At 70.0% G+C, this 11,054-nt stretch carries 9 protein-coding genes; 1 reads left to right on the top strand and 8 read right to left on the bottom strand.

Features of this window, described 5'->3' with window-relative positions; translation table 11 throughout:
- Window positions 1-27 precede the first annotated feature (27 nt).
- The 7 genes from GA0115233_RS04795 to GA0115233_RS04765 form a co-directional block, all read right to left on the bottom strand.
- On the bottom strand, window positions 28-1,038 hold the full coding sequence (locus tag GA0115233_RS04795) for a LacI family DNA-binding transcriptional regulator (protein ID WP_093718808.1): 1,011 nt from the start codon (window positions 1,036-1,038) through the stop codon (window positions 28-30).
- 68 nt (window positions 1,039-1,106) lie between these two features.
- A complete protein-coding gene (locus tag GA0115233_RS04790) occupies window positions 1,107-3,119 on the bottom strand; it encodes a glycosyl hydrolase family 28-related protein (RefSeq protein WP_093718807.1) in 2,013 nt (670 codons plus the stop codon).
- 112 nt (window positions 3,120-3,231) lie between these two features.
- Complete coding sequence (locus GA0115233_RS04785; RefSeq protein WP_093718806.1) at window positions 3,232-4,836, bottom strand: glycoside hydrolase family 13 protein; 1,605 nt, start codon at window positions 4,834-4,836, stop codon at window positions 3,232-3,234.
- A gap of 107 nt (window positions 4,837-4,943) precedes the next feature.
- Window positions 4,944-5,819 (bottom strand): carbohydrate ABC transporter permease, encoded by an 876-nt coding sequence (locus GA0115233_RS04780; protein ID WP_093718805.1) that lies wholly within the window; start codon window positions 5,817-5,819, stop codon window positions 4,944-4,946.
- A gap of 16 nt (window positions 5,820-5,835) precedes the next feature.
- The gene (locus tag GA0115233_RS04775; protein ID WP_093718804.1) at window positions 5,836-6,795 is read right to left on the bottom strand and encodes a carbohydrate ABC transporter permease; all 960 of its coding nucleotides are present in this window, start codon (window positions 6,793-6,795) and stop codon (window positions 5,836-5,838) included.
- 88 nt (window positions 6,796-6,883) lie between these two features.
- Window positions 6,884-8,299 (bottom strand): ABC transporter substrate-binding protein, encoded by a 1,416-nt coding sequence (locus GA0115233_RS04770; RefSeq protein WP_093718803.1) that lies wholly within the window; start codon window positions 8,297-8,299, stop codon window positions 6,884-6,886.
- Between the two features lie 561 nt (window positions 8,300-8,860).
- Window positions 8,861-9,361: a GNAT family N-acetyltransferase gene (locus tag GA0115233_RS04765; protein WP_093718802.1), complete on the bottom strand. Its 501-nt coding sequence runs from the start codon at window positions 9,359-9,361 to the stop codon at window positions 8,861-8,863.
- Between the two features lie 167 nt (window positions 9,362-9,528).
- Here GA0115233_RS04765 and GA0115233_RS04760 point away from each other — a divergent pair, with 167 nt between their 5' ends.
- On the top strand, window positions 9,529-10,101 hold the full coding sequence (locus GA0115233_RS04760) for a MarR family winged helix-turn-helix transcriptional regulator (RefSeq protein ID WP_093718801.1): 573 nt from the start codon (window positions 9,529-9,531) through the stop codon (window positions 10,099-10,101).
- A gap of 6 nt (window positions 10,102-10,107) precedes the next feature.
- On the opposite strand, the gene GA0115233_RS04755 is transcribed toward GA0115233_RS04760, so the two are convergent.
- Entirely contained in the window at window positions 10,108-11,043 is a 936-nt protein-coding gene (locus GA0115233_RS04755; RefSeq protein ID WP_093718800.1) for a hypothetical protein, read from the bottom strand.
- Between the last annotated feature and the right edge of the window lie 11 nt (window positions 11,044-11,054).

Genomic DNA, 11,054 nt, shown 5'->3' with positions numbered 1-11,054 from the left:
CAGGGCGGGACGGTCGGGCGCGGACGCTCAGCCGGCCGGGGGCGGCGCCGTCGACCCGCGCACGACCAGTTCGGGCTCGAAGAGCAGCTCCCCCGGGTGCGAGTGGGAGCCCTGGATCCGGGCGCACAGCAGGTCGACCGCCGCGCGGCCCATGGCCTCGATGGGCTGGCGGACGGTCGACAGCGGAGGTTCGGTGCAGGTCATGAACGCCGAGTCGTCGAAGCCGACGACCGAGACGTCCGCGGGCACCGAGAGCCCGCGGCGGCGGGCGGCCCTGATGGCGCCCAGCGCGAGGGGGTCGCTGCCGCAGATGATGCCGGTGACGCCCCGCTCCAGCAGCCGCGCGGTCGCGGCCTGGCCGCCTTCCAGGGAGAAGATCGATCGCTGCACGAACACGTCGGGCAGGGCCATGCCCATGGCCTGCGCGGCACCCCGGGCGGCGTCCAGCTTGCGGCGCGAGGGGACGTGGTCGGCGGGGCCGACGACCAGGCCGATCCGCTCATGACCGAGCGAGGCCAGATGGCGCCACGACTGCTCGACGGCCACCGCGTCGTCGCAGGCGACGCACGGGAAGTCGAGGCCCTCGATCGAGGCGTTGACCAGCACGACCGGCACCTTCCGCGCCGCCAGCAGGTGGTAGTGCTCGTGCGGCGCGTCGGCCTGCGCGAAGAGACCGCCGGCGAAGACCACGCCGGAGACCTGCTGCTGGAGCAGGAGGTCCACGTAGTCGGCCTCGGCTACCCCGCCCTTGGTCTGCGTGCACAGCACCGGGGTGAGCCCCTGCTGGGCGAGCGCGCCCCCGATGACCTCCGCGAACGCCGGGAAGATCGGGTTCTGCAGTTCCGGCAGCACCAGGCCGACGAGGCGGGCGCGCTCCCCGCGAAGCTGCGTGGGGCGCTCGTATCCGAGCACGTCCAGTGCCGTGAGCACGGACTGCCGGGTCGCTTCCGACACTCCGGGCTTGCCGTTGAGGACACGGCTGACCGTGGCCTCGCTGACCCCCACCTTCTTCGCCACTTGGGCCAGTCGTCGCGTCATACACGCAAGCGTAACGCAAACTCCGCAATATATTGCACGCTTTCACGTCACCTTTTTGCACCAGCATCTCACCACGGAGACGGTGCCGGCGGCGGCACCACCGGTGGCCGGTCGTCGCAGGTGATGGTGTTGGGCAGCAGCCAGTCGGCGAGCCAGCCGCCGTCATTGCCCCCGCGGTCGGTGAGGCCGAACTCCGAGCCCGTCGGCGGGAAGTTGAACGCCCCGCAGTTGTTCACCCCGACAGCGCCGACGTTCCGGGCGTCCACGTTCTCGAACGTCGCGGAGCCCCGCACCCGTGCGCTGACCACCGAGGTGCCGGTGCCGTCGACCCGGATGTCCTTGAAGTGGACCTCCGGGATGCCGTACTGGTCCTTCACCCCGAACTCGCTGACCAGCATGATCGCGTTGTAGGTGCTGTCGAGGTAGTGGTCGCCGGTGACCCGTACATCGGCGTCGATGCTCCGGTCGATCGCGTACAGCCACAGCGCGCCGAGCCCGATTCTCCAGTTCAGCTCGAAGGTGCCGGCCCGCACGGTGGTGTTGTCGGTGAAGCGGAGCCTGCCGGTGAAGGGTTCGGCGCCGAAGCGGGCGCCCGCGTGCAGGGCGCTGCCCTCGCGGACGGGGTCGGCGACGAGGTTGCCGCTGACGGTGTTGTCCCGGCCGCCGTAGACGGCGATGCCGTTGGCGAGGGTCGGTGACTGGACGGTGTTGCGGGAGATGACGTTGTCCGCGTCGACGGTCCCCTGCGACCACATGGCAAGCGCGTCGTCGCCGGTGTTGCGGACGAAGTTGTTGCGGACGACCGAACCGGTCACGCCGGTGTGGAAGTTCAGCCCGTCGGCGATCTGGTCGGTGATGACGTTGTCGGTGACCCGGACGTTCGACATGGGGCCGTCGAACCACAGCCCCACCTTGGTGCGGTGCAGATACAGGCCGCGGACGGTGGAGTCGCTCATCGCGCCGCCGATGGCGTTGACCTGGTCGTCGTCGATCCGTTCGCGCACATCGCCCTCGATGGCGAACCCGGACAGATGCACATTGCGGCTGCCGCCGCTCGCCGCGCTCCTGCCGTACAGGCCGACGCCGGTGTGCCGCGAGCCGTCGGGCGCGGGCCGGTCCAGGGTGACCTCGCGGCCCTTGAGGATCGTGTACCAGCTTCCGGCACCGGTGATGGTCACGTCGTCGACGACGATGTGCCGGTTGACCTGATAGGTGCCGGGCGGGAGGTAGACGGGCCGGCCGGTGCGGCGGGCGGCGCCGATGGCGCGTTCGATGGCGGGCGCGGCATCGCGTCGCCCGGTGGGGTCGGCACCGAAGGCACGGACGTCGACGCCGCCGCGTACGCCTCGTGGGGGTGCGACCAGTTCGGAGTCGAGCAGGTCTATCACGGTCCAGGCCGCGCGGCTGCCGCGGGGAACCGTCAGCCGTACGCGCTCGCCCGCCGCGTGGGTCCGGCCGAGGAGCAGGCGCTGCTCGTCGTAGAAGTGGGTCGGGCGGAACGGCTTGGTGATCTGCGGTGCCGGTGTGGTGTCGGCCGGGACGCAGGAGCACTCGGTGATCCACCAGTCGGGGTGCAGCAGGTCGGCCCGGGGGTCGTTGGTGAAGGGGTACTGGTTGTAGAGCCAGGAGTACTGCGAGGTGAGCGTCATCCGCTTGCGGTGCCGCCCGTCGACGGTGACGTCGAGGGGCGCGGTGATGCCGCCGCCTTCGGGGGCGTCGGGGATGCTGTAGCGGACGGTGAGGGCGTTCGCGGCGCGCGGCAGCACGAACTCGACGTGCTGGCCGGGCTTGAGCTGGACCGCCGTACGCCCCGAGGCCTCGGAGGGCAGGGTGTAGGGGGTGCGGTCCGGGCCGATGACGCGGCCGTTCGTCGTGGCGTTCTCGGCTTCCTGTTCGTCGAAGGGGACCTCGGCGCCGCGTCCGGCGACGAGCTTCGGGTCGAGGGCGGCGCGGGTGACGACCGGGCGGGATTCGGGGGCGGGCCGCCGCGTGGGGGTGGCCGTCGCGTCGAAGGCGGTGAGGAGGAGGGCGCAGGCGAGGGCGCCGACGCTCGCCGTGGTGCGGGCGCGTCTTGGGGACATCGGGGCTCGCTTCTGTCTGGGGAAGTCTTTCGCAGGAGGAAGGGAGGCCGGGACGGATGGCCGTGCCCGCCCGCGCCCTTGGCTCGGGCGGGGCAGGCGTCGGTGCGCAGGGTCAGGCCCGCAGCCACACGGCGGTGTCCTGCGGCAGCGTTCCGTCGGGGTGCAGCGGCCCGCTGGCGAGGAGGAGCTGCTCGTGCGGTGGCAGGGCGGTGGGTGAGTCGGAGAGGTTGACGACGCAGAGCAGTCCGTCCGTACGGCGGAAGGCGAGGACGCCGTCGGCGCCGTCGAGCCAGGTCATCGGGCCGTCGCCGAAGCCGGGCTCGGTGCGGCGCAGGTGCAGGGCCCGGCGGTAGAGGGTGAGCATCGAGTCCGGGTCGTCGTTCTGCCGGTCTACGGCGTAGCGTGCCCAGTCGGCGGGCTGCGGCAGCCAGGGCTCGGCACCCGTGCCGAATCCGTGGTGCGGTGCGTCGGACTGCCAGGGCAGGGGGACGCGGCAGCCGTCGCGGCCGGGGTCCGTTCCGCCGGAGCGGAAGTGCATGGGGTCCTCGATGCGATCCAGCGGGATGTCCGCCTCGGGGAGCCCCAGTTCCTCGCCCTGGTACAGGTAGACGGAGCCGGGCAGGGCCAGAGTGAGCAGGGCGGCGGCCCGGGCGCGGCAGGTGCCGAGGTCCAGGTCGGTGGGTGTGCCGAAGCGTTTGCGGGCGAAGTCGAAGGCGGTGTCCTCACGGCCGTAGCGGGTGACGGTGCGGGTCACGTCGTGGTTGCACAGGACCCAGGTGGCCGGGGCACCGACGGGGGCGTGCTCGGCGAGGGTGTCGTCGATGCAGCGGCGCAGTCGCTCCGCGTCCCAGGGGCAGGCCAGGAAGTTGAAGTTGAACGCGGTGTGCAGTTCGTCGGGGCGCAGGTAGCGGGCGAAGCGTTCGGCGTCCGGCAGCCACACCTCCCCCACGAAGACGCCCCCGTACTCGTCGGCGACCGCCCGCCACGAGCGGTAGATGTCGTGGATGTCGTCCTGGTCGATGTACGGGCAGGGGTCGACGCCCTCCACGTAGTCCGGCAGCGCGGGGTCCTTGGTGAGGAGCGCGGCGGAGTCGATGCGTACGCCCGCCACGCCTCGTTCGAACCAGAAGCGCAGGACGTCCTCGTGCTCCTGGCGCACCGCGGGATGGGCCCAGTTGAGGTCGGGCTGCTCCGGTGTGAACAGGTGCAGGTACCACTCCCCGTCCGGGACGCGGGTCCAGGTGGAGCCGGCGAACTGCGACGGCCAGTCGTTGGGCGGCAGTTCGCCGTCCTTCCCACGGCCGGGGCGGAAGTGGAACAGCTCCCGTTCCGGGCTGCCGGGGCCCGCGGCGAGCGCGGCCCGGAACCAGGGGTGCTGGTCGGAGACATGGTTGGGGACGATGTCGACGATGGTGCGGATGCCGAGTTCGCGCGCCTCGGAGATCAGTTTCTCGGCCTCCGCCAGGGTGCCGAAGGCGGGGTCGATGGTGCGGTAGTCGGCCACGTCGTAACCGCCGTCGACCAGGGGCGAGAGGTACCAGGGGGTGAACCAGACGGCATCGACGCCGAGTTGGGCAAGGTACGGCAGTCGGGCGCGCACGCCCGCGAGATCCCCGGTGCCGTCGCCGTCGCCGTCGGCGAAACTGCGCGGGTACACCTGGTAGATGACGGCGTCGCGCCACCAGTCGTCGGTGCGGTGCGGGGTGGGGGCTGCCACGGGGCGTTCCTTTCGGGCAGGTGGGATCTTCGCCGCCGGCCCGGATGGCGGGGCGTCGGACGGGCCGGCGGCGAAGGCTTCGGGAGTGCGTAATCGGCCGGGCGCGGTCAGCCCTTGAGGCCGCCCGCGGTGAGGCCGCTCATGATGTTCCGCTGGAAGATCAGGAAGATCAGCAGGGTGGGCACGGAGGCGATGGTGAGCGCGGCGATCAGCACGTTCACCGGTACGCCGCTGGACAGTGAGTAGATGCCGACGTTGAGGGTCTGCTTGGCCGGGTCCGGCAGGGTGAGCATGGGCCACAGGAAGTCCTTCCAGACCCCGACCACCGCGAAGATCGACACCACGCCGAGGATGGGCCGGGAGATGGGCAGCACGATCGACCACAGGGTGCGCATCGGGCTGGCTCCGTCCATCGCGGCGGCGTCCAGGAGTTCCTTGGGGATCGAGTCGAAGAACCGCTTGAGCAGGAAGATGTTGAAGGCGTTGGTCACCGAGGGCAGCCAGATCGCCCATGGGGTGTTGAGCAGGTTCCGCTCGAAGATGGGCACGTCCAGGACGGTCAGGTACTGCGGCACCACGAGTACCGTGGCGGGGATCATCAGGGTGGCCAGCATCATGCCCAGGATCGCCTTGCCGAAGACCGGCCGCAGCTTGGACAGCGAGTAGGCGGCCGCGACGTCCAGGACGAGTTGGAAGGCGAGTGCGCCGAACGCGTAGTAGAGGGTGTTGCCCAGAAGTCCGGCGAGGTCCATGACATCCCAGGCCTGCCGGTAGTTGTCGGGTTCGAAGGACTCGGGCACCAGGGTCGGCGGGGTCCGGATCACTTCCTGCGTGTCCTTGAATCCGCTGGAGATCAGCCAGTACAGCGGTCCGAGGAACACCAGCGTGAAGCCGCCGACGACCACGGTGAAGACGGTCCAGTACAGGGCTTTGCCGCGCGGCCGGGCGAGCTGGGCCGGCGAGATGAGCGTGCGCGTGGACATGTCGTTCTCCCCTGGCCTACTCGTCCTCGGCGCGGCTGAGCCTGACGTACGCCGCCGAGAATCCGGCGAGGAGTACGAGCAGGAGCAGGCCGAGCGCCGCGGCGGCACCGTAGTTGTTGAAGTTGAAGGCGTACTGGTAGATCAGGTAGACCACGGTCGTGGTGGAGCCCTCCGGTCCGGCGCCGCCGGTCAGCAGGAAGGGTTCCACGAAGACCTGCATCGTCGCGATGATCTGCATGAGCAGCATCAGCGACAGGATCAGCCGGGTCTGCGGGATGGTGACGTGCCAGATCTTGCGCAGCAGACCGGCCCCGTCGAGTTCGGCCGCCTCGTACAGCTCGCCGGGGATGCTCTGGAGTGCCGCCAGGTAGATGAGCGCGGCGCCGCCCATGTTCATCCAGGTGGCGGCGATGACGACGGAGAGCATGGACAGGTCCGCGTCCTGGAGCCATTGCTGTTCCGGCACCCCGAAGATGCCGAGGACTTCGTTGAGGAGTCCGTAGCCGGGATCGTAGAGGTACTTGAACAGCAGCACGGAGGCGACCGGCGGCAGCATCACCGGCAGGTAGACCAGCAGCCGGAGGTAGCCCTGGCCGTGGTGGAACTCGTTGATGACGATCGCGACGACGAACGGCACCACGAATCCGAGCACCAGTGCCAGGACGGTGAACAGCAGCGTGTTGCGCCACGCCTGCCAGAAGGCGGGGTCGTTGAAGACCGTCCGCAGATTGTCCAGGCCGACCCAGGTGGTCTCGCCCGCCTCGGTCTTCTGGAAGGCCAGGAAGAACTCCCTGACCATCGGATACCAGGAGAAGAAGGCGAAGCAGAGGACCGCGCCGATCAGGAAGCCATGAGCTGTCAGGTTGCGGCGCAGGCTCTTGGCGAAGGATCCGCCTGGGGTCGCGCGGGAGGTCTCGCGCGGCTGGGAGTGGCGGGGAGGTCCCGCCTTGCTCTGGGTCAGACTGGGGGCCGACATCGATGCTCCTCGGTACTCATCTGCCGTGTGTGGTGCCGCGGCCGGGCCGCGGGGCGGGGCGGCCGCGCACGCCGCCCCGCCCTGGTGGTCACTGGTTGGCCAGGATCTGGTTGACCTGCGACTCCGCGGTGCTGAGGAGCTTGTCGACGTCGGCGTCCTTGTTGGTGAGGACGCCGGACATCACGTTGTCGAGGACCTTGTAGATCTCCTGCGCCTTGGGCGGCTCCGCCTTGCCCGCAACCGGGTTGTCCATGAAGGTCTTGAAGTTCTCCACCGGCATCGTGGCGTGCTCGGAGCGTGCCGCGTCGTCCTTCGTCTTGGACTCGTTCAGCCAGAAGTTGGGCTGCGGGACGCCGACCGGCAGTCCGTCGGCCTTGGTGCGCTCCCAGTCGAACTGGCCCTTGCCCACAGTCAGGTTCTTGAAGTTCAGCCAGGCGACCGCGGCCTTGATCTTGTCGGACGAGATCCCCTTCTTGATCATGTAGCTGTTGCCGCCGGCCAGGGTGGCCTTCTCGCCGGGTATCGGTCCCATGCCGAAGTTCTCGTACTTGGCGCCCAGTTGCTGCGCCATGTAGGCGATGTCGTCGGGTGCGGCGAGGAACATGCCGAGCTTGTCGGTGGCGATCTGCTTCTGCAGGTCGCCCCACTTCAGCAGCTGGGTCTTGCCCATGCTGTCGTCCTCCCAGCGCATGGCGCGGAGGTTCTTCACGACCTGCTTGCCCAACTCGTTGTTGAACGCGGCCTTCTTGCCGCTCGCGTCGACGATCTCGCCGCCGATGCTGTACATCTGCGCGGTGAAGTGCCAGCCGCCCGTGTTGGCGGCGCTGTACTCGCCGAAGCCCGCGATGCCGTCGCCGAGATCGGCGATCTTCTTCGCGGCGGTACGGACCTCCGCCCAGGTGCGCGGCGGGGCGTCGGGATCGAGGCCGGCCTGCTTGAAGAGCTTGCGGTTGATCAGCAGGCCCATCGTGTAGTTGCTGGTGGGCAGGCCGTAGAGCTTGCCGTCGTGCTTGAGCGTGCCGAGCACGTTCGGGTCGATGTCCTTCAGCGCCGGGACGGTCTTGTCGTTGACGTAGGCGGTGATGTCCTCGGCGCCGTCGTGGTCGAGCACCTGGGGTAGGTCGGTGAAGTACGTGTAGAAGACGTCGGGTTGGGACTTGGCCTTCAGCATCGCGGTGAAGCGCGGCGGCTCCAGGCACTGGCCCGGGGTGGAGCGGCCCTCGATGGTGACGTTCGGGTAGGTCTTGTTGAACTCCTTGACGTCCTCCTTCCACTCCTTCAGCTCGGCCGCCTTCGCCGCGGGCGGCATGCAGTCGATGGTGATCGTCACCTTCGTCTTGGGGTCCAGCGGCGCGGACGGATCCGACGAGCCGCCGCCGTCGGAAGCGCCACCGTCGTTGTCGCTGCTGCTCGTGCCGCAGGCGGCGAGCGCGGTCAGCGTGAGCGCGGAGACGAGGGCGACCGCGCTGGCGCGGCGAGTACGGCGGAACCTGGCACTTCTCATGGGTGGTCCCCTTCGGGCATGAACGTGGAAGGTCACCCCACCACCGGACGGCGGATGCGTTGTGGGGTGCGGCACACTCAACCACCGACGACAAGTGAACGCAAGATCCCGCGCAGTTTTCGTAATTCTCTGACAACAAGGGTTCAGTTCTCGGCGGAGTGCTCGCCAGAACACGGCCGGAATACGCGGGCGAGCCACCACGATCAGCGAGCGCAGGCCGCTCACCTGCGGCGATGCGGTAGCGGCAGCGTCGGCGTCCGCGCCGAGCCGGAGAGTCGGAGGCCAACAGACCGGAATCAATGTCCCTGCGCGCGCAGCGGGAGACCACACGGGACACGCTCGACCCACAGGAGAAGCTGTCCGCCGCGCAAGAGCCCGCACTCCACGAGCGGTCGCATGCGCGGGACGGCGACGAACGCGCCGCGCACTACCTTGCCTTGATCAAGTGGGAGCCCTTCGCGGCAGGCTCATCGGGCTCGTCGCCAACACGGCGGACGAGCCGCGGCTCCCCCTCAGGACACAACCCTCAGCGACCTGGACGGAGCAGGTGGGTGCGCCCCATCAGGCCAACTCCAGAACGCGGGTGAACGCCACGCGAGTTAGCCCCGGACCGTCGTAGTCGTCAACGGGCATTGAAGCGGTGAAGCCGAGTCGGGTGTGGAAGGCCTGTGAGGCCGTGTTCTCCGGGCTGGTCACGCAGCGCACGACTCGGCGGCCGTGGGCTCGCGCCAGTTCGAAGAAGGCACCGTAGAGGGCCTGGCCGATCCCCCGCCCGTGCAGGGCCGGGTCGACGCCCACGAAATGGACGTAGGCGGTGTCCGGCTCGGACTGCGACATGAATCCGACCAGGAACGCGGCGAGTTGGCCGTCGCGATGCTCGACGACGTAGCTGGTCGTGGTGAAGTGCTGGAAGTACAGCCTGGGTAGCAGCAGAGCCCGTTCCAGCGCTCCTGCCTCGCCCTTCAGGCCGCCCCACCATGTTTCGAGAACGGCCAGCACACGTGGATGGTCCTCGACCGTGGGGTGCCGGGCCGTGAGGCCGTCAGGGAGACCGTCGATCATCGCGGCAGTCTGGCATCCCCGGCATCACATCACCACTGGAATAGCCGACCGTCAGTCAGGGGGGCGGGGCGGGGGTCGGGCGGAGTCCCGCCCGTACAATTTGTATCCGAACGACCGGGCAGGCCCGCCTGCCGTCCGGTTCCGCCGAGGAGACCCAGGGAGCACGCTTGCCCGGCCAGCGATCCATCACCGAAGCGGAGAAGCTCGCGGAGGCCAAGCTGGGCGGCATTCCCGTTCGGCGTGCGCAGATGGCAGCCGTGGCCAACATGTACCGGGCCGCCACCACCGTGCGGCACCACCTGGAGAACTCCGTGCTGCGCGGCTCGGACCTGACCTGGACCGCCTTCGTGGTGCTGTGGGTGGTGTGGGTCTGGGGGGAGTCGGAGACGCGGCACGTCGCCGAGGAGGCGGGGATCTCGAAGGGCACGCTGACCGGCGTCGCGCGCACTCTGGAGTCGCGCGGGCTGCTGCGGCGCTCCGCCCACCCCACCGACGGACGGCTCGTCCTGCTGAGCCTGACCGACGAGGGCGAGGAGTTCATGCGGCGGGTCTTCCCCGCGTTCAACGAGGAGGAGGCCTTCGTCACCTCCCGGCTGACCGACGAGGAGTGCCTCGGCCTCGCCGACGCGTTGCGACGCGTGGTGCTCCAGGTCGAGGAGGAGGGCGAGGACCGGCGGAGGTCGCTGCTCGACGGTCAGGCTCCGGCGCCCCGCCGCAGTGGGCGGCGCGCACAGAGCTGAGCACCGTCATCCGATCCTGGTTCTCGTGTGGCTGTAGCGCTCCACGGGATCGCCCTCGTACTGCCACGGCCAGGGGGACACCAGGTTCTCCGTGGCCTCGAACGCCCAGCGGGCCTCCGCCGATCGCCCCGCCTTCGCCAGGGCGTACGCGAGCAGGTTGAGGTCGGCCACTCGGGCGGCGTGGCGCAGGTGGTCCGGCCGGGGCCACACGCCCGCGATGCGGTCCAGGAGGGTCGCGTTCTGCGGCTGCTCCCAGAAGCGGGCCGCCACCAGTGCGCCGACGCCGCTTCCGGCCATCTCGCGGTGGTACTGGTCCACGGCCGCCGCGAGCGGGAGGCACGCGGGCGGCGCCTGGGGCGGCATGACCGTGACCACGTCGTCGAGGAACTCCCGTTGCGCGGCGAGGCTGCCCTGTCCGTCCGGTGACAGGTGGACGAGGATCGTCAGGTAGGCCTCGCGGTTCCAGGGGTCGCGTGCCGCGATCTCCTTCCAGATCGGTGTCAGTTCGGCGCTCGTGCGGGCCTCGACGCACAGGGCCGCGAGCAGGGCGACCCAGGGCGTGGGGTCGGTGGGTGCCGCGTCGGCGGCGCGCCGGCAGGTGTCCAGGGTGGCGGGCGGGTCGTCGAGGCGGCCGGTCAGGCGTGCGGTGAGGACGTCGGCCCAGGCGTGCAGGACGAGGGCGTCGGCGCTGCGCGGGTGTTTCAGTCGCCAGCGGCGGGCGAGGGCGGGCGCGGCCCCGGCCAGTACGGTGACGCGGTGGCCGCGCCGGTCCCAGTCGTCCGCCGCGTCGCGCAGGAGTTGTTCGATCTGAGCCACCAGGATGTCCTGGGGCCCCGCGCCGGGCGCGCCGGTCAGTGCGCGCAGGACGCGGCCGAGTGCCGCGTCGTCGAGTTCCGGCGCGAGACGCGCGGTGGTGGCGGTACGGCGGCGGAACAGCGCCATCGCAGCGGCCT

The sequence above is a fragment of the Streptomyces sp. DI166 genome (assembly GCF_900091315.1).
Taxonomy (GTDB): domain Bacteria; phylum Actinomycetota; class Actinomycetes; order Streptomycetales; family Streptomycetaceae; genus Streptomyces; species Streptomyces fuscus.
The sequence above is the reverse complement of the archived record's forward strand: the minus strand, read 5'-3'. Positions and strand labels throughout refer to the sequence as shown.

What these genes read in the sequence shown, in the direction of transcription:
- GA0115233_RS04770 (WP_093718803.1), bottom strand. Translation starts at nt 8,299, where the DNA reads ATGAGAAGTGCCAGGTTCCGCCGTACTCGCCGCGCCAGCGCGGTCGCC.
- GA0115233_RS04775 (WP_093718804.1), bottom strand. Translation starts at nt 6,795, where the DNA reads ATGTCGGCCCCCAGTCTGACCCAGAGCAAGGCGGGACCTCCCCGCCAC.
- GA0115233_RS04755 (WP_093718800.1), bottom strand. Translation starts at nt 11,043, where the DNA reads ATGGCGCTGTTCCGCCGCCGTACCGCCACCACCGCGCGTCTCGCGCCG.
- GA0115233_RS04790 (WP_093718807.1), bottom strand. Translation starts at nt 3,119, where the DNA reads ATGTCCCCAAGACGCGCCCGCACCACGGCGAGCGTCGGCGCCCTCGCC.
- GA0115233_RS04765 (WP_093718802.1), bottom strand. Translation starts at nt 9,361, where the DNA reads ATGATCGACGGTCTCCCTGACGGCCTCACGGCCCGGCACCCCACGGTC.
- GA0115233_RS04795 (WP_093718808.1), bottom strand. Translation starts at nt 1,038, where the DNA reads ATGACGCGACGACTGGCCCAAGTGGCGAAGAAGGTGGGGGTCAGCGAG.
- GA0115233_RS04780 (WP_093718805.1), bottom strand. Translation starts at nt 5,819, where the DNA reads ATGTCCACGCGCACGCTCATCTCGCCGGCCCAGCTCGCCCGGCCGCGC.